The following is a 19,142-nucleotide window of genomic DNA, read 5'->3' on the forward strand; positions in this document are numbered from 1 at the left end:
GTTATGAATCGGATTTTGTTACAATAGTAAAACTAAATGGGGATGATAAGAGTGAATAAGTCACAACTGATCGACAAAATTGCTGCTGATGTGAACATTTCCAAGGCAGCAGCTGGACGTGTAGTAGATGCATTCATTTCTTCAGTATCTGATGCATTAAAAGACGGTGATGATGTCGCTTTGGTAGGGTTTGGTTCATTTATTGTGCGTGAGCGTGCTGCACGTACAGGACGCAACCCCCAGACAGGCAAAGAAATTAAAATTGCGGCAGCAAAGGTACCTGCTTTCCGTGCAGGAAAGAGCCTTAAAGACGCTGTTAATGCCTAAGAATAGAAAACAGGCCTCTCATTTTTGCCATCGCAGTAAACTTCAACTGACTAGGCAGGGTTGATGGGTTAGAATATAAGCGCATCAATTGATTGGTGCGCTTTTTTTCTCTTAGCGTTTGAATTAGCGTAATATGACAGTTTCTTTTTCACTAAAGCGGAGTTTTACGTCTTTATGATGGACAACCTACGCACGGCGGCAAACGGTCCTGTGCTTAAAATTGTGTTGGCTCTAATTATCCTGACTTTTGTGTTGACTGGTGTAACGGGCTACCTGTCAAGCGAAAGTGGTAGTTATGCTGCCAAAGTGAATGGTCAAACCATTAGTCGTGCTCAACTGGAGCAGGTATTTCTGCAAGAAAAAAGTATGTTGCAGGAGAAGCTGGGAGATCAATTCTCAACGCTGTTAAGCAATGAACAACAAGTACGTCAGATTCGTCGTCAGTCATTGGATCGTCTTATCAATTCTGTACTGATTGAGCAGTATGCCTACAAATTAGGCTTGTCTGCAAGCGATGATCAGGTTGCACAGGAGATACGTAACTTACCTTTTCTCCAGACCGACAGTAAATTTGATAGCAATAAATATCAGGATTATTTGAACTTACTTGCCCGTTCAAACATAAGCCCTGATAACTTTGCGGAGCAGGTTCGTAACGAGATTATCAATCGTCAATTGATGCAAATATTGATGGGATCGGAAATTGCCTTACCGACAGAAATCAAACAAGAAGTCATGCTTGCTCTTCAAGAAAGAACGGTGCGTCTTGCAACTCTTGAATTGAAATCAATTGAAGCACAGCAAAAAGTTACCGAAGACGAGTTGAAAAACTACTATGGTGAGAATAGCAAGCATTTCACCGTGCCAGAAAAAGTTAAAATCAGCTATATCAAGATGGATGCTACAGATGAACTCAAAAATATCACTGTATCTGAAGCCGATATCGAAAAATATTATAAAGATAATTTGTCAAAATATACGACTTCTGAACAGAAGAAGTATAGCTTTATTCAACTGTCTTCAGATTTAGTCGCCAAATCTGTTTTGGATGAGTTAAATAAAGGGGCTGATTTCAGTCAATTGGCAACCGAAAAATCGACTGATAAGTTTTCTGCCCAAAAGGGAGGAGATCTCGGTTGGATGGAAGAGAGTTCTCTGCCTAATGAGCTTAAATCAGCTAATTTAACAAAAAAAGGGCAACTTTCTGATATTGTCAAATTATCCAATGGGTACGCCATCTTCCGTTTAGATGATATCAAGCCTCAGGTAATCAAATCATTAGCTGATATGCATTCGGAAATAGAGAAAATCGTTAAGCAGGAAAAAGCTGTTGATGCGTTTTATGCATTGCAACGGAAAGTGAGCGAGGCAGCAGCTGATGATAACGAATCCTTGGCAGCAGCAGAAAAAGCAGCTGGTCATGCAGCTGTGACCACTGACTGGTTTGACCGCGATCAAATTCCCGCTGACATTAATTTCACTCAAGTTGTTCAGGCTATTTTTTCCGGTAATTTGATTGATGATAAAGGAGCAACAGGAACTAACTCTGATGTCATTTCTGTTGAAGGTGACAGAGCCTTTATTGTTCGTGTTGATGCTGTCAAACCTGAAACTGTTCAACCGTTCGAACAAGTTAAATCTGAAGTGACTGAATTGTTGAAACGTCAGAAAGCGGAAAAACAGCTTCAAATTGAAAGCGAAAAGCTGCTGGCGGCTCTAAAAGAAGATAAAGGCGAGCAAGCGCTGAAAACCGCTAATATCCAATTTGGTCAACCTACAGTAATAAAACGCTTCTCACAAACTAATCAGGTGACTGATGTTGCATTTACTCTGCCTCGTCCTAAAGAAGGTAAAGTTGAATATGGTTTAGCTCAAGATGAGCTTGGGAACTCGGTATTTATCCAGTTGGATAAAGTTGCTCCTGGCTCTATCAACGAAGAGCAGATTAAAGAATACCTGGAAGGATATCAGTATCAGACTGGTAATATTATGCTGGAATCATTGATGATTAATTTACGTGATGAAGCTGATATTAAGTTCGGCCAAACCGAGTAAAATTGCGACGTTACCCGCAACTATTTTTGTAAAATAGTAATTTGAAAAGGCCACTTTCGTGGCCTTTCGCATATTTTAATCTTGCCTGTTGTCCAAAAATATTGTTATGGCAATCTCTCTTCCGTCAACAATACATGGAGAAATTTACATGAAGTATTTAAGGATATTATTCAACTCATTCATCGTGGCTTTGTGTATCAATATGCCGTTATCGTATGCGATCACGTCAAATGAGCCTGCTGATAAAACGGTAAAACAGCTTGGTAGTCAACATAAAGCTATTATTGAAGACAGTGCTTCAAAAGAAGGAAAGGAGCAAGTCACCGCTCAGCAAATATCAGGGAAAGGATCACTTAATATTAATATTGCAAATGCGGAAGAATTAGCGAAAGAACTTAATGGCATTGGTGTTAAAAAAGCACAGGCAATTATTGAATATCGTGAGAAGTATGGCCCTTTTACGGCAATAGAACAACTACAGGAAGTTCAAGGTATTGGACCTATCTTTATAGAAAAAAATCGGAATAAGTTAACTTACTAAGTATTAAGCCCTCTTGAGGCACAGTTATACTTCTGCCAAGAGGGCTGTGATACCGATCAAAAATAATTCATTAAACACTATTGTAATTAAATTGTTTTGCTATTGTTAATGTTCGTCTGGTCGGATGAGTTTAAGGAAAAAATAGCAATGAGCACGATTATCAAAGTTAGGGGTTACCATATCGATCTTTTCCAGCATGTGAATAACGCTCGTTATTTAGAATTTATGGAGGCAGCTCGCTGGGATTTACTAACAGAAGGTGACTCTATGGAATGGTTAAACAGTAATAATATTGGTTTTGTCGTGGTGAATATCAATATTAATTATCGCCATCCGGCAGTGATAGCCGATGAATTGGAAGTGAAATCTTCTTTACAGGAATTACGCAATAAAAGTGGCACATTCTTTCAGGAAATTATACGCAGGAGAGATAATCAAATTATTGCTGATGCTTTAACCACATTTGCCTGTATTGATTTAAAAACCCAGAAATCTCTAATATTCGAAGGTGAACTACGGAAAAGAATGGAAGCCTATAACCAATGAGTTTCGGATTGCAGCGTGACAATAAAGAAGCAGATCCTGAGCAATATAGGAGCATAGATAACTCCTGCATGTGTATAAAAACGGTAGCTGGGATGAGCAAGCTAAACCAACAAAGCTGCAACTTGAAAGATGACGGGTAATAAGACCTAATAGAATAAAGTGAGAGGTCTGTTGAACCTCTCACAAACAGATATGAATTAAATAAAACGATGTGATTATCTTAAATGTGTTTTAGATTTCATATCCGCCATTATGGATTGAATATTGGTTAAATAGTTAGTTAATCCTTTGGTGCGGAGATGGCATGCAGCGCATTCACCGCATCCATCACCTTGAATACCGTTATAACAAGTGAGAGTTTGGTTACGGACAAAATCTAGTTTTTGATAATAATCGGCCAGTGCCCAAGTTTCCGCTTTGTTTAACCACATTAAGGGAGTTTCAAAACGGATATCACGAGCGATACCAAGGCTGACAGCATTATTTAGCGCTTTGACAAATTCGTCACGACAATCTGGATAGCCCGAAAAATCAGTTTCACAAACACCAGTAATCACTGCTTCAGCCTCAATCTGGTAAGCATAAATAGCTGCCAGAGTTAAAAACAGAATGTTACGACCGGGCACAAAAGTATTTGGGAGGTCACTTTTTTCACTTGCATTGAAATCTGGCACAGGAATGTTGTCTCTTGTCAGGCTGCTGATTGCAAGCTCATTTAACACAGTAACATCAAGTACCTTGTGGGCAGCGGCTCCTAATTCTTTGCTGATACGGCAAGCGACATCAATTTCAGTGCGATGACGCTGCCCATAATCAAAAGTAACACAGTGAACTTCGTCATATTGACGGAGTGCCTGAATTAAACAAGTGGTGGAGTCCTGTCCACCACTGAATACAACAACGGCTCGTTTCATGATACCTGCCTCTGTAAATTGAAGGAGGTATGTTACTCATAACTGTTTAGCTTGGGTAGTTGTGTTAGATACTGAGTGACATCACCGATATTATTGCGAACCCATTCCGGATTGTAATAAGTATCAAGATAGCGTTCTCCGCTATCACAAATTAACGTCACGATAGCACCTTGTTGGTTGTTATCGTGCATTTGTTTGGCGAGTTGCAAAGCGCCCCAGACGTTAGTTCCTGTTGATGCACCCGTTTTTCTGCCAATTAATTTTTCAAGCCAATAAATAGTAGCGATAGAGGCAGGATCAGGAACTTGGATCATGTCATCGACAACAGTAGGGATAAAGGAGGGTTCTACACGTGGACGACCAATACCTTCGATTTTGCTGCCAGCATCTCCGCGAATTTCACGGCAATTCTGACGATAGCAATCGTAGAAAACGGAGTTTTCAGGATCAACAACAACCAGTTTGGTGTCATATCCCTGATAACGGATATAGCGGCCAAGTGTTGCCGATGTACCTCCAGTTCCTGCACTCATAACAATATAAGTTGGTTCAGGAAATGGCTCTAGTTTCATATGGCGAAAAATACTTTCTGCAATATTGTTGTTTCCTCGCCAGTCGGTTGCTCGTTCGGCATAAGTAAATTGATCCATGTAGTGGCCGTTCAGTTCTTTTGCCAGACGTTCTGATTCTTGGTAAATCAGGGCCGAATGTTCTACAAAATGACATTTACCGCCATGGAACTTAATCTCCTGAACCTTACGTTTAGCCGTACAGGAAGGCATTACTGCAATAAAAGGTAAGCCAAGCAAACGGGCAAAATAAGCTTCCGAAACAGCGGTACTGCCGGATGAAGCTTCAATAATTGGAGTTCCTTCCTTAATCCAGCCATTAGTAAGCGCATAAAGGAATAGGGAACGCGCAAGCCGGTGTTTCAGGCTACCTGTAGGATGAGTGCTTTCATCTTTGAGATAGAGATGAATATTTGGAAACATGGGAAGATTGAGGCGAATCAGATGCGTATCAGCACTGCGTTGATAATCAGCTTGGATAGCTCTTATGGCATTTTTAGCCCATGAAGACGACATAAATTGATCCTGAATAATAATACCGTAGTGGTATATAGATTACCCTTACATTTAGAGAAATAGGTTGTTATTTTTCTGTTTTTATCCGTTATATTTGGGAAATATTTCTATAGGATTGAGATATGCTAGACAAAATAGACCGTAAGCTACTGGAACTACTCCAAAAGGATTGTAGTTTATCCCTGAATGCGTTGTCTGAAGCTGTTAATTTGACGTCTACACCTTGCTGGAAACGTCTTAAGCGACTTGAAGTTGAGGGATATATTGTTGGAAAAGTGGCATTGCTCAATGGTGAGAAACTCGGTCTTGGTCTGACAGTGATAGTGATGATCAAAACTCAGCAACACAGCAGTGAATGGTATGGGCAGTTTGTTACCTTTATTAAAGAGATGCCAGAAGTCTTAACATTTTATCGCATGGCTGGTGAATATGATTACCTCATGCATGTAGAAGTTGTTGATATGAAAAGTTATGATCGGTTCTACAAACGCATGGTAAATGGGATTTCTGGTTTGATTGATGTCACCTCCAATTTTGCAATGGAGAAAATAAAATATACAACGGCGTTACCAATATCAGATCCAGTAATATGAAGTTCCCTTTGGTATGTGGACGCTAACTTTTTCATTTTTACCTCAGGAATAGGTACGTGAGATTATTTTCACAATTAGGTTGGTATTTTATTAGTGAATGGCGGCGTTATTTGGGTGCTATTATTTTTCTTATTATGATTGCAGTGCTGCAACTCATTCCACCTCGCTTGGTGGGGATTATTGTTGATGGTATTAGCGCAAACACTATGTCATCTGATCAGCTATTGATGTGGCTGGGAGTGTTACTTGTTATCGCATTGGCTATTTATGGGCTGCGATATGTTTGGCGTGTATGGCTGTTTGGAGCCTCTTATCGATTGGCTGTTAAATTGCGCAGTGATTTTTACCTGCGGCTGAGTAGCCAGAATCCTGAATTTTATTTACGGCATCGAACCGGTGATCTCATGGCTCGCGCAACAAACGATGTTGACAGAGTTGTTTTTGCTGCGGGTGAGGGAGTACTTACTTTAGTTGATGCCTTAGTGATGGGGTGTGCTGTTCTTATCGTAATGAGTGTGGAAATTAGTTGGGAATTAACGTTGTTATCACTATTGCCGATGCCGATTATGGCGTTGGCAATAAAACATTATGGTGCTCAGCTCCATCATCGTTTTAAATCAGCGCAAGGCGCTTTCTCAAGCCTGAATAACCACGCTCAGGAAAGTTTGACCAGCATCCGTATGATAAAAGCGTTTGGTTTGGAAGAATTACAATCCAGTCAGTTTGAAGAAGTTGCCATTGATGCAGGGCGTAAAAATATGCATGTTGCACGTGTGGATGCATGTTTTGATCCTACAATTTTTATCACTATTGCCATTTCAAATCTTTTGGCTATTGGTGGTGGGAGTTGGATGGTTGTGCATGGCTCCATGACGTTGGGTGAACTTACCAGCTTTGTTATGTATTTGGGATTGATGATCTGGCCAATGCTGGCATTGGCTTGGATGTTCAACATTGTTGAGAGGGGTAGCGCCGCATATACACGTATTCAGAGTTTATTGCAGGAACCTCTAGTGATCAATGATGGTACACAGTCCTTATCTTCAGATCATGGCATTTTGCAGGCAAATATTAATACGTTTACTTATCCAACAAATGATAAGCCTGTCTTGAATGGCATCCGTTTCCAGTTAGAGCCTGGTCAGTTATTAGGGCTATGTGGCCCAACAGGTTCAGGCAAAAGTACTTTGTTGGCTTTATTACAGCGACAATTTGATGTCATTGATGGAGATATTCGTTTTCAGTCACAAAATATCTCTGCCTTCAGAATAGAGGAGTGGCGTTCACGGTTGGCTATTGTTAATCAAACACCTTTCCTGTTTTCGGATACAGTAGCTGGCAATATTGCGTTAGGACGGCCTAATGCAACCCAAGAGCAAATAGAAGAGGTCGCTCGCTTGGCGAATGTGCATGATGATATTTTGCGGTTGCCACAAGGTTATCAAACCGAAGTAGGTGAACGTGGAGTGATGCTTTCCGGGGGACAAAAGCAGCGTATTTCCATTGCCAGGGCCTTGTTATTGGATGCAGAGATTTTAATTCTTGATGATGCCTTATCAGCTGTTGATGGTCATACAGAACATCGCATCATGAAAAATCTCAACCAGTGGAGACAGCGACGCACCATTATTATTAGTGCACACCGACTATCTGCATTAACGGAGGCAGATAATATATTGATTATGCAGCATGGCACAATTGCACAGCAAGGTCTACATAAGCAACTTATCGTTCAACCCGGCTGGTATTCTGACATGTATCATTACCAACAATTAGAAGCCGCATTGGATGGGGAAGATGACTAATATTCATGTGCGCAAGCTATGGCCATCATTAAAGCGCCTGCTTTCTTACAGTAAAAACCATCGCAAGCCCATTATAATTGCTGTGTTAATGTTATGGATTGCGGCGCTGGCAGAAGTGAGCGGGCCGTTGCTTGTGAGTTATTTTATCGACAATATAGTTGCAAAGGGACATTTACCGCTTGATGTTGTCAGTGGGCTTGCGGCTGCCTTTTTGGTCCTACAGATTATTTCTGCTGCTTTACATTATTACCAGACCTTGTTTTTTAATCAGGCGTCTGTAGGTGTGGTACAGCAGATACGTACTGATGTTATGAACTCAGCATTGCGTCAGCCATTAAGCGCTTTTGATAATCAGCCTGTTGGTCAACTGATCTCTCGTGTAACTAATGATACTGAAGCCATTAAGGATCTGTTCGTAAATGTGATCCCTGCTGTGTTCCGTAGTATTGCATTGATTGGTGCGATGTTGATAGCCATGTTTGTACTGGATTGGCGCATGGCATCTGTTGCGATAGCAATATTCCCAATGGTCTTGTTGGTAATGTTTATTTATCAGCGTTTAAGTACCCCAATTATTAGGCGGGTTCGTGGCTATCTGGCCGACATAAATGATGGTTTTAACGAAGTTATTAATGGAATGGCTGTAATTCAGCAATTCCGTCAGCAGGCTCGTTTTGGTGAAAGAATGCTGGCTACTAACCGGGCGCATTATAAGGCTCGTATGCAGGCTTTACGGTTAGATGGGATTTTGTTGAGGCCATTACTGAGTTTTTTTTCTACTGCAATATTGTGTGGCTTGCTTCTGCTATTTGGACTCAAAGGAACTGACGTCATTGGCGTTGGGGTATTGTATGCTTTTATTAACTACCTCGGTCGATTGAACGAACCGCTAATTGAACTCACGGCACAGCAATCGTTATTGCAGCAAGCTGTTATTTCGGGAGAACGGGTTTTTGAACTGATGGATAGTCCGCAGCAGCTGTATGGCAATGACTCACAGGCATTGGCGGGTGGTCGAATTGATGTTGAAAATTTAAGTTTTTCCTATCGAAGTGACAAAAATGTCTTGAATGATATTAACCTGCATGTTCTTCCTCATGGTTTTGTAGCGTTGGTTGGACATACAGGAAGTGGGAAAAGTACCTTGGCCAATTTGATTATGGGCTATTATCCGTGGCAAGACGGTGAAATTTATCTTGATGGACGCCCCGTATCTTCGCTTTCCCATGCAGTGCTGCGTAATGGCATCGCAATGGTACAGCAAGATCCTGTCGTTTTGGCCGCTTCATTTCTCGACAATATCACGTTAGGACGGGATATCAGTGAAGAAAAAATATGGGAAGTGCTGGAGCTGGTTCAGTTAGCCGAATTTATCCGTAACTTGCCAGATAGTTTGAATTCTTTATTGGGAGAACAAGGGAACACCCTTTCAGCAGGACAAAAACAGCTTTTAGCGATGGCTCGGGTTTTAGTACAAACGCCACAGATTCTTATTTTGGATGAAGCAACGGCGAATATTGATTCTGGAACAGAACAATCAGTCCAAAAAGCATTGAGAATGATCCGTAAGCAGACAACGTTGGTAGTTATCGCCCACCGTCTTTCGACCATCATTGAAGCCGATTCCATCTTAGTGCTGCATCGTGGTGCAATTGTAGAACAGGGACGGCATCAGCAGTTACTGGCAAAACGTGGACGTTATTACCAAATGTACCAACTTCAACAGGTTGGTGAAATTTTGAATGAGCCTGTGCACGTTTAGTGTGCACATATAGGGAGCAGTTGCTGTTTGCTGCTCCTTTTTTATCCCTTCTTTAGCAATATTCTTCGGTAATAAATTGATTCCATACTATTTTTTATTTTTGGCATATCCCTTGCCTATCTCCTTTATTCAAATACAGCAAAATGCGGGGGAAGGTATGAAATTAATCACTATCATCATCAAACCATTTAAGCTGGAAGAAGTACGCGAGGCTCTTGCTGACATAGGTATACAAGGCATGACTATCTCAGAAGTAAAGGGCTTTGGGCGTCAAAAAGGTCATTCTGAGCTTTACCGGGGAGCTGAATACAACGTTAATTTTTTACCCAAAGTTAAGATTGATATTGCAACCAATAATGAGCGAGTTGAAGAGATTATACATATTATTCAACAGACTGCATTCACAGGCAAAATGGGTGATGGGAAGATTTTTGTTTTTGAGTTACAGCATGCCGTTCGGATCAGGACGGGTGAAACGAATGATTTAGCACTGTAAATGGGGGAAAAATGAAAAAACAATTTTTATCCATAGTTGGCGCTATAGCCAGTTTACCTTCATTCGCTTTCGCTGCGGAAAATACTCTTGATAAGGCTGATACAGTATTTATGTTGATAAATACTATACTGGTGATTTTTATGACGATCCCGGGAATTGCTTTATTTTATGGAGGATTATTGCGCCGTAAAAACATTTTATCATTGATGTCACAAGTAATTGTCAGCTTTTCATTGGTGTGTGCGCTTTGGATTGTTTACGGGTATAGCATGACGTTTACTACAGGTAATCGTTTTTGGGGTGGATTAGATCAGGTTATGCTGAAAAATATTTCCATTACTGATTTGAGCGGCAGTTTCTACCAATTTATTTATGTTGTTTTCCAAGGGGCGTTTGCTTGTATCACTGTTGCTTTGGTTGTGGGTGCCTTGTGCGAAAGAGTTCGTTTTTCAGCATTATTGATTTTTTGTGTGTTATGGATGACAGTAGCCTACATTCCTATAGCACATATGGTATGGGGAGGAGGTTTGCTTGCGAAAGATGGCGCTTTGGATTTTGCAGGGGGAACGGTTGTCCATATTAATGCGGCAGCAGCAGGATTGGTTGGTGCTTACTTACTTGGAAAACGGTCAGGGTTTGGGAGGGAAGCTTTTAAACCTCATAACTTACCAATGACTTTTATTGGTACAGCAATCCTTTACATCGGTTGGTTTGGTTTTAATGTAGGCTCCGCTGGTGCAGTGAATGCTATTGCTGCTTTGGCTTTTTTAAATACGGTAATAGCAACGGCAGGAGCAGTATTGTCATGGGTTTTTTCTGAATGGTTATTCCGCCAAAAGCCATCGCTTTTAGGTGCGTGTTCTGGGTGTATTTCGGGTTTGGTGGTAATTACACCCGCAGCAGCAACGGTTGGCATCGGCGGTGCTCTGGTTATGGGGATAATTGCAGGCTTAGCCGGTTTATGGGGAGTGGTCATACTAAAACGGTGGTTACGTGTTGATGATGTCTGTGATGTTTTTGGAGTGCATGGCGTGTGTGGAATTGTTGGTTGTTTACTGACAAGTGTTTTTACCGATCCAATTTTAGGCGGAATGGGATTTGCTGATGGTATGACCATGTTAAGACAGCTTGGAGTGCAGTTTATCAGTATATTGATCTGTATTGTTTGGTCATCAGTAGCTGCTTATATTTCATTTAAGATAGCCGATAAACTGGTGGGATTACGCATTAGCGTTGAATCAGAAAGAGAGGGGCTGGATATTACTTCACATGGTGAAAGTGCTTATAACTAATACCGTTAATTAGTGATGTTGCTAAGAGCTGACTCTCTTATTGCTGGGTTGTAACTCGAAATCTATGAGATATACCTGTTGTCTTTCAAGTTGTAGCTTTGTTGACTGCGCTCATCCACCCCGGTCACATAGTTATTTATGCTCCAGGGGATTAATGAAAGGCTCCTGCCTTTCACCGGAAGCCAGCCTTTGGCTGGGCAAATTCGTTCCCGACGAATTTGTCATTCCCTTGCCGTCGCGCTGCATCTTGAAATCCAATGGGTATATAAACTTTTAAGTTTTGAAAAACTGATTACCGTAATAATAGGGTAACAATGAATAACTGTTATGTGTTATCCAGATTATTACGGCATACAGTGCTTATTTTTTACAGTTTGCGGATAACCCCTTCCTGAACTGCAGAAGCAATAAGTATTCCTTCACGATTATAGATGTGCCCACGAACGAAACCACGTGCTCCTGATGCTGATGGGCTCTCGATTGCATAGAGTAACCAATCATTCATATTGAAAGGACGGTGATACCACATTGAATGGTCAATTGTGGCTACCTGCATATTGTGTTCCATAAATCCCACTCCATGGGGCAGCAAAGATGTCGGCAGAAAATCGAAATCTGAAGCATATCCTAACAAACAATGATGTATGAATGGATCTTCTGGCATTTTTCCATTACTGCGAAACCAAACATAACGCACAGGCTCTTTTGATGAATGATTAGGCAGACTGTGGGATTTAACCAGTTTCATCTCCAGAGGTGGTGCGGAAAAAGCTTTGTACAATTTGTCAGGGAGTGAGGGAGTCATTTTTTTTATCATTTCCTCTTGAGACTCTAACTCTTCTGGAGGAGGAACTATTGGCATGGTATTTTGATGCTCAAAGCTTTCTTCATGGCCTTGAAAGGATGCTGTCATGTAGAAAATGGGTTGACCATGTTGTATTGCACTAACACGACGAGCGCTGAAACTTCTCCCATCCCGTAATATTTCAACATCATAAACAATAGGTTTATGACTATTGCCTGGTCGTAGAAAATAGCTGTGAAAGGAGTGAACCATTCTATCATTTGCAACCGTTTGTTTTGCTGCATACAGAGCCTGACCTATCACTTGGCCGCCAAAAATTTGGGGAAATCCTAAGTCTTCACTTTGCCCACGATAAATCCCTTCTTCTATTTTTTCCAGATGTATCAAGTTAATTAAATTTTGCAATGCCTGGCTCATAATGTGCCTTTGCTTTTTATAAGAGCTGTTGAAAACGTATAATCAAACGATTACAGATATAAAAATTCATTTATCCAAAAAAATAAAGATATTAAGTTGTAAATCAAATTTATCTTTATGTTTTTATTTTCGGTGTTAAATTATCACTGTTAATTTAACCAATACTTATTCAAATAATGTATATAACATTACTTTAATGTTTATTTATTGATTTATATGATTATTTTTACTTGGGCGAAAAGATAATGTTAATATTTTATTTAAGTTGATATTGTAAAATCTATCAGATTTTTATATCAATTTAAAATGATTCATGTTTGTTATCGTATGTGCTTTTTTTATTATTTTATCTGTTTATTGTTTGCATGTTAAATGTTCATTCTATCCCGAAAAACGATTCTTGTACTGAAGAAATTGAAGCTAATTTAATATCTATAGAACATAAAAAGAGCATTATGTTAAGCGGAAATGTTGAATTATGGAAAGGTTAATTCCTTTAGGTAGCAGAAAAATTTGTTTTCTTGGTGTTATTTTTGATTTTTTTTCATCGCCGCGAGCAAGAAAGCAGCATTCAAATGAAGGTGTCTTGCTATTTTATTATATATGAATGATAATGACCACCGCTTCAAGATTTGAAGCTAATGTCAATGGGGGCTCTGTTGGTTCTCCCGCAACGCTAACTTGTTAACTTGGTCAGGTCTGGAAAGAAGCAGCCATAGCAAGGGATGTGTGTGCCGGGATGTCGCTGGCAGAGCCCTCGCCAATTTCAGGTTTATAATTAGCTCCTCAGTTAGCCGATAATATCTACCGGCTTTAGTCACTTACTATCTGATCACTACAGCTTAGCGGACAAATTTCCAGACAGATGATGGGATCTTATCATAGAGCTTATTCATAGTAAGTTCGGCTAAACGGTGGTCAGCAGCGGAGTAGAACAATTCAAGTTCATCATCCGAAAGTTCGTATTTATTTTTTTCAATTATACGTTCCAGTGTTTCAATAGAAGTGCATTTTCTCAAACGCATCAGATAGTCAGTTTTAGTCATAATTGCCTTATCTTATTTGGTATAAAAAATAGTTAGAAATATATTTATCAGGTTTTGCTTAAAGAAGCGTTCAAATCGTGTAGCAGAATGTTAGTTAAGTGTTTGTTTGTTCTTTGCCATTTTGTAAGTTCAAGAAAGCTTATCTTATCACTTCCAAACAAATTATATGTTTCATCCAGATATTCATCAATTAAGGTGCTGAGATCGTAGTTATCTGTGTATTTAATTTTAAAGCTCCAGACAAAAGCTGTAATGTGTTCGATCAATTCGTTTAGTTTTAAGCTTCTCTCGGAAGTTAGATCGTGAATCCAATGATTCTCAGTGCGATTCAGGACTAAAAGTGCTTCATGAATTAATTCTTCACATAAGTATTTTAATTCAGCAATATCATGTCTTCTTGGTGAATATTCATCCATAATCACCTCCGTAAAAAGCGCACTGCTTATTTGAACTAAGGCTTATACATACTATTTATTATAGTCATTATTTTAGAATAGAGCCTATCAAAACATGATTATTATTTATTAATATTAAAAGCTCTATTTTGTTCATCTGCTAACTGAATTTTTAACAATGACTAATTTATGTTTAGTTTTACTAAAACACTTAGTTCTGGTACAGCTTAGTTTCAGACAACAGCCTGACATTCTACTATAAAAGATAGTCATATCTACATATACCGTTAAATATATAGAATTATTCTAATTACAGTAGAGACTGTAGCAATAGCACTGGGGTCATTATAGGCGATTGTATTGCGACTTTCAAAATCAATATATCGATATTATTACATATGTCACCATCGGGATGGAACACTTTTTACCATTAAAGGTGTAATCAGAAGAAAAATCAGGGCAGTTGCCAATTTATCTTCTATTTATTATAAAAAACAGAATGATATCGCCCTTAAATGTAGTTTTTTGCATAAGTATTTATTTTAACTAGATTATAGATAGGGTTTAAGGTAGATATTGTAATCAGGGTAATTTGCCGTTTGAAGTGATTTTTGTCCATTAAAAAAGGTCACTTATGTGACCTTTTTTAACATAATTAAATTCAGTGGTGGGTTGAGGTGTGCTCAACCGCTTCACTTTTCTTTGTGAATCGACGCTTGATAACAACAAAGAACACTGGGACGAAATAAATTGCCAATGATGTAGCAGCAATCATACCACCCAATACTCCTGTTCCTACGGCGTTTTGTGCGCCTGAGCCAGCCCCGTTGCTTAATACTAAAGGCATAACCCCAAGCATAAAGGCCAAAGATGTCATCAGTATTGGACGTAGACGCATTTTGGCAGCATCCAAAGTGGCTTCTATTAACCCTTTGCCTTCTTTCTCCATCAGATCTTTAGCGAACTCTACGATAAGAATAGCGTTTTTCGCTGACAAACCAATGGTCGTCAACAAGCCAACTTTAAAGTAAACGTCATTACCTAACTCCCGCATTGATGTTGCCAACAATGCACCGATAACCCCCAGGGGGACGACCAACATGACTGAGAACGGAATGGACCAGCTTTCATATAACGCCGCCAGACAGAGGAATACGACAATCAATGACAGCGCATAGAGAGCTGGGGCCTGATTACCTGACAGACGTTCCTGATAAGACATTCCAGTCCAGTCATAGCCAATTCCAGCAGGGAGTTGTGCAGCTAGCTGTTCCATCAGCGCCATTGCATCACCGGTACTTTTATCAGGAGCTGCTTCACCTACGATTTCCATAGAAGGAAGCCCGTTATAGCGTTCCAGACGGGGTGAACCATAAACCCACGGTTCTTTTGATACGTCTATGAATGCGGAAAACGGCACCATTTGGCCATGGTAATTGCGGATATATAATTTGCTAATATCGCTAGGTAACATACGGTAAGCTGCGTCAGCTTGGATATAAACTTTTTTGACTCGACCACGGTCAATAAAGTCATTGATATAAGCACCACCAAACATAGTGCCCAGTGTTGTGTTGATATTTGAAGTAGATATCCCTAACGCTTCTGCTTTTTCTTTATCGATATGGAGACGGTATTGCTGTGTGTCATTTTGTCCATTAGGGCGAACACTTCTGAGCATATCAGGATGCTGAGCAACCATACCAAGCAACTGATTACGTGCATTCGTTAATGCTTCATGCCCAAGGTTTCCTTTGTCAATCAATTGGAAATCAAAGCCACTGGCAGAACCCAACTCTACAATCGAAGGAATATTAAACGCAAAGACAACGGCTTCCTTGATTTGAGAAAAGTCAGCATTTGCTCGATCAACAATAGCAGAAACTTTATCTTTCTCATTCTTACGTTGATCCCAGTCTTTTAAACTGATAAATGCCAGACCGGTATTTTGCCCCTGACCAGCAAAACCAAAGCCGTTAACGGTAAACACAGATTTAACAACATCTTTCTCTTTGGTATAGAAGTAGTCATTGACTTGATTCAATACCTTTTGTGTCTGCTCCTGAGTGGAGCCTGACGGTAATTGAATCATTGCCAATAAAACACCCTGATCTTCGTCAGGCAGGAAGGATGATGGCAGACGGGTAAACATCAAAGCCATACCTGCAATCAATGCAACATAGATCAGCAAGTAACGCCCTGTACCACGCAACATCCGGCCGACGCTATCGGTATAATGGAGGGTGCTCTTTTCAAACAGACGGTTAAACCAACCAAAGAGTCCTCTTTGAGTGTTATGGCTACCTTTGACAACGGGTTTGAGCATGGTTGCACACAAAGCTGGCGTCAGGATTAAGGCTACCAGAACAGATAATATCATTGCAGAAACGATAGTGATTGAGAACTGGCGGTAAATTGCCCCTGTAGCTCCTCCGAAGAATGCCATTGGTACAAATACAGCAGAAAGTACCAGTGCGATACCGACTAGAGCGCCTTGAATCTGTCCCATTGATTTTTTGGTAGCTTCCTTTGGCGATAGACCTTCTTCCTGCATGACACGCTCGACGTTTTCCACCACAACAATAGCATCATCGACCAGCAAGCCGATGGCAAGCACCATGGCAAACATCGTCAATGTATTGATGGAATAACCAAAGGCCGCAAGAATGGCGAATGTGCCAAGCAATACAATCGGAACCGCAATCGTTGGAATCAGAGTAGCCCGGAAGTTTTGCAGGAACAGGTACATAACAACAAACACCAGCAGGATAGCTTCTGCCAATGTTTTCACCACTTCGAAAATAGATATTTTAACAAATGGTGTTGTGTCATACGGATAGACAACAGTCAGCCCATGCGGGAAGAATGGCGACATCTCAGACAATGCTTTTTTGACGGCTTTGGATGTATCCAGTGCGTTGGCACCTGTAGCTAGTTTGATACCGATACCAGCCGCAGGTTTGCCATTGAATCGGCCAATGATATTGTAACCTTCAGCACCTAGTTCAACGACAGCAACATCACTCAAATTAATTTTTGATCCGTCAGGATTCACGCGTAGCAGAATTTTGCTGAATTCTTCCGCAGAACTGAGGCGAGTTTGTGCAATGATCGACGCATTTAATCGTTGCCCCGGAACTGGTGGTGTTCCCCCTAACTGCCCACCTGCAACCTGATTGTTTTGTGCTTTAATTGCATTAACCACATCCAAGGGGGTCATTTTATAGTTAAGCAGCTTTTCAGTATTGAGCCAGATACGCATCGCATACTGTGTACCGAACAGCGTTGTTTCACCCACTCCTGTAACGCGGCTCAAGGAGTCTTTGACATTGGCTCCGACGTAGTCGGAAATATCATCTTGACTCATGGAACCATCTTGGGAGTTGAAACCAGCCACCATCAAAAATGAATTAGTTGTTTTCTCAACATTGATCCCTTGTTGCTGAACTTCTTGAGGTAACAGAGGCATCGCCAATTGCAGTTTATTCTGTACCTGCACTTGAGCAATATCCGGGTTCGTGTTCGCCTCAAAAGTCAGCGTGATATTCATGTGACCGGCAGAATCACTATTGGAGGACATGTACACTAGATTATCGATGCCATTCATATTCTGTTCGATAATCTGTGTCACAGTATTTTGTACTGTAGACGCATCAGCTCCAAGATAAACTGCCGAAATAGAAATAGCGGGTGGCGCAATAGCAGGGTATTGCTCCACGGGTAATTTCATGATTGCCAGCAGACCAGATAGCATGGTGATAATTGCAATTACCCATGCAAAGATTGGTCGCTCGATAAAAAACTTAGGCATGAATCACCGACTCCTTATTGAGGCTTTTTTTCAGGCTCAGCTTGATTAGTCGCAGGCTTGGCATTTAGATCAGTTTCTACTGGATTAACCGTTATTCCCGGCGCTATTTTCTGTAATCCAGTGACGATAACTTTATCTCCAGATTTCAAGCCTTCCGTCACCAGCCATTTGTTACCGAGTGCCTGAGTAGCACTGATATTACGTACTTCTACTTTGTTATCTTTATCGACAACCATAGTAGTCGCTTGGCCGCGAGGTGTCCGGGTAACAGCTTGCTGAGGAATCAAAATTGCATTCGGACGGACACCCTCTTCCAGTTTGGTACGGACAAACATGCCAGGAAGTATTTCTTCATTTGGGTTCGGGAAAACAGCACGCATAGTGATAGAGCTTGTAGTTTCATCAACCGTCACGTCTGAAAACTCAAGATAACCTTCCTGACTGTACTCTTGTCCAGAGTCAGTAATTAGGCGAATTTTGGTTTTTGGGGTTTCTTTTTGAACGACTCCTTTTGCAATTTCATTTTTAAGTCGCAGATAGTCATCACTTGATTGGGTGATATCAACATAAATAGGATCTAACTGTTGAACAGTTGTTAAGGCTGAACCTTGGTTAGCAGAAACCAGAGCACCTTCTGTGACGGTGGATTTACCCGAGCGGCCGGAAATAGGAGACGTGACTTTGGTATAGGCCAGATTGATTCTGGCACTTTCCAATGCAGCCTGAGCGGACTGAACATCTGCGTTTGCTTGTGCATAATCAGAAGTTGCTTTATCAAATTCCTGCTTACTTACATACTGTGTGCCCAGCAATGATTTATAACGTTCAACGGTTAAATGAGAGACATTCTCATTAGCCTGCGCTCTGGCTAAATTTGCCTTAGCCTTGCTGTAATCTGTTTGATAGGTTGCCGGATCTATCTGGTATAACGATTCTCCAGCAACAATATCACTTCCTTCTTTATAGTTACGTTTCAGAATAATACCACTGACTTGAGGCCGAACCTCCGCAACACGATAAGCCGTTGTACGGCCTGGCAATTCCGTGATCACTGTCAGAGGTTCTGCTTTCAGCGTTACGATCCCGACCTCAGGAACATGCTGGCCGGCAGCTCCAGCTCCTTTCTGTGCGTCTTTATTGTCATTACATCCAGAAAGAATAAAACCGCCTGAAAGCACCAGTAGTAATGTAGCCAGAGGTAAAACGCCCCTGTTTTTTCGCATAAGTAAACCTCAATTTTTCAATGTTGATT

At 40.7% G+C, this 19,142-nt stretch carries 16 protein-coding genes and 1 other RNA gene; 10 read left to right on the plus strand and 7 right to left on the minus strand.

Features of this window, described 5'->3' with window-relative positions; translation table 11 throughout:
- Positions 1 to 51 precede the first annotated feature (51 nt).
- The 4 genes from hupB (at position 52) to AC5JQI_RS03595 (ending at position 3,469) form a co-directional block, all read left to right on the plus strand.
- Positions 52 to 327, plus strand: coding sequence for a nucleoid-associated protein HU-beta (gene hupB / locus AC5JQI_RS03580; protein ID WP_493913760.1), 276 nt, complete (start codon positions 52 to 54; stop codon positions 325 to 327).
- Positions 328 to 501: 174 nt separating this feature from the next.
- Positions 502 to 2,382, plus strand: coding sequence for a peptidylprolyl isomerase (ppiD, locus tag AC5JQI_RS03585; protein ID WP_493913761.1), 1,881 nt, complete (start codon positions 502 to 504; stop codon positions 2,380 to 2,382).
- Positions 2,383 to 2,530: 148 nt separating this feature from the next.
- On the plus strand, positions 2,531 to 2,923 hold the full coding sequence (locus tag AC5JQI_RS03590) for a ComEA family DNA-binding protein (protein ID WP_493913762.1): 393 nt from the start codon (positions 2,531 to 2,533) through the stop codon (positions 2,921 to 2,923).
- Between the two features lie 147 nt (positions 2,924 to 3,070).
- On the plus strand, positions 3,071 to 3,469 hold the full coding sequence (locus AC5JQI_RS03595; RefSeq protein WP_493913763.1) for an acyl-CoA thioesterase: 399 nt from the start codon (positions 3,071 to 3,073) through the stop codon (positions 3,467 to 3,469).
- A gap of 215 nt (positions 3,470 to 3,684) precedes the next feature.
- On the opposite strand, the gene queC is transcribed toward AC5JQI_RS03595, so the two are convergent.
- Both queC and AC5JQI_RS03605 read right to left on the minus strand, forming a co-directional pair.
- Positions 3,685 to 4,383, minus strand: a complete 699-nt coding sequence (gene queC, locus AC5JQI_RS03600) for a 7-cyano-7-deazaguanine synthase QueC (RefSeq protein ID WP_493913764.1) — start codon at positions 4,381 to 4,383, stop codon at positions 3,685 to 3,687.
- A gap of 32 nt (positions 4,384 to 4,415) precedes the next feature.
- Positions 4,416 to 5,468 (minus strand): PLP-dependent cysteine synthase family protein, encoded by a 1,053-nt coding sequence (locus tag AC5JQI_RS03605; RefSeq protein WP_237385529.1) that lies wholly within the window; start codon positions 5,466 to 5,468, stop codon positions 4,416 to 4,418.
- A 122-nt stretch (positions 5,469 to 5,590) separates the two neighbouring features.
- Between AC5JQI_RS03605 and AC5JQI_RS03610 the strand changes: the two genes are divergently transcribed.
- The 5 genes from AC5JQI_RS03610 (at position 5,591) to amtB (ending at position 11,416) form a co-directional block, all read left to right on the plus strand.
- On the plus strand, positions 5,591 to 6,061 hold the full coding sequence (locus AC5JQI_RS03610; RefSeq protein ID WP_237385528.1) for an Lrp/AsnC family transcriptional regulator: 471 nt from the start codon (positions 5,591 to 5,593) through the stop codon (positions 6,059 to 6,061).
- Positions 6,062 to 6,117: 56 nt separating this feature from the next.
- Positions 6,118 to 7,866, plus strand: coding sequence for a SmdA family multidrug ABC transporter permease/ATP-binding protein (locus tag AC5JQI_RS03615; RefSeq protein WP_493913765.1), 1,749 nt, complete (start codon positions 6,118 to 6,120; stop codon positions 7,864 to 7,866).
- Positions 7,850 to 9,628 (plus strand): SmdB family multidrug efflux ABC transporter permease/ATP-binding protein, encoded by a 1,779-nt coding sequence (locus AC5JQI_RS03620; protein ID WP_493913766.1) that lies wholly within the window; start codon positions 7,850 to 7,852, stop codon positions 9,626 to 9,628. Before AC5JQI_RS03615 ends, AC5JQI_RS03620 begins: the two co-directional genes overlap by 17 nt.
- A gap of 157 nt (positions 9,629 to 9,785) precedes the next feature.
- Positions 9,786 to 10,124 (plus strand): P-II family nitrogen regulator, encoded by a 339-nt coding sequence (gene glnK, locus AC5JQI_RS03625; RefSeq protein ID WP_237385525.1) that lies wholly within the window; start codon positions 9,786 to 9,788, stop codon positions 10,122 to 10,124.
- Between the two features lie 11 nt (positions 10,125 to 10,135).
- Complete coding sequence (gene amtB / locus AC5JQI_RS03630) at positions 10,136 to 11,416, plus strand: ammonium transporter AmtB (protein ID WP_493913767.1); 1,281 nt, start codon at positions 10,136 to 10,138, stop codon at positions 11,414 to 11,416.
- Between the two features lie 367 nt (positions 11,417 to 11,783).
- On the opposite strand, the gene tesB is transcribed toward amtB, so the two are convergent.
- Positions 11,784 to 12,638 carry an acyl-CoA thioesterase II gene (gene tesB, locus AC5JQI_RS03635; RefSeq protein ID WP_493913768.1) on the minus strand — a complete coding sequence of 285 codons (855 nt, stop codon included), beginning with the start codon at positions 12,636 to 12,638 and terminating at the stop codon, positions 11,784 to 11,786.
- 657 nt (positions 12,639 to 13,295) lie between these two features.
- On the opposite strand from tesB, the gene ffs reads away from it, so the two are divergent.
- An RNA gene (ffs, locus tag AC5JQI_RS03640) (signal recognition particle sRNA small type) lies at positions 13,296 to 13,392 on the plus strand.
- An 88-nt stretch (positions 13,393 to 13,480) separates the two neighbouring features.
- Here the strand turns inward: ffs and hha are convergent.
- From hha to AC5JQI_RS03660, 4 genes are all read right to left on the minus strand, one after another.
- Positions 13,481 to 13,684: a hemolysin expression-modulating protein Hha gene (hha, locus tag AC5JQI_RS03645; protein ID WP_493913769.1), complete on the minus strand. Its 204-nt coding sequence runs from the start codon at positions 13,682 to 13,684 to the stop codon at positions 13,481 to 13,483.
- Between the two features lie 47 nt (positions 13,685 to 13,731).
- On the minus strand, positions 13,732 to 14,100 hold the full coding sequence (gene tomB / locus AC5JQI_RS03650; protein WP_237385522.1) for an Hha toxicity modulator TomB: 369 nt from the start codon (positions 14,098 to 14,100) through the stop codon (positions 13,732 to 13,734).
- Between the two features lie 640 nt (positions 14,101 to 14,740).
- A complete protein-coding gene (locus AC5JQI_RS03655; RefSeq protein ID WP_493913770.1) occupies positions 14,741 to 17,890 on the minus strand; it encodes an efflux RND transporter permease subunit in 3,150 nt (1,049 codons plus the stop codon).
- 14 nt (positions 17,891 to 17,904) lie between these two features.
- The gene (locus tag AC5JQI_RS03660) at positions 17,905 to 19,113 is read right to left on the minus strand and encodes an efflux RND transporter periplasmic adaptor subunit (RefSeq protein ID WP_493913771.1); all 1,209 of its coding nucleotides are present in this window, start codon (positions 19,111 to 19,113) and stop codon (positions 17,905 to 17,907) included.
- Positions 19,114 to 19,142: the final 29 nt, after the last annotated feature.

It is taken from the genome of Xenorhabdus sp. XBWT (genome assembly GCF_059072735.1).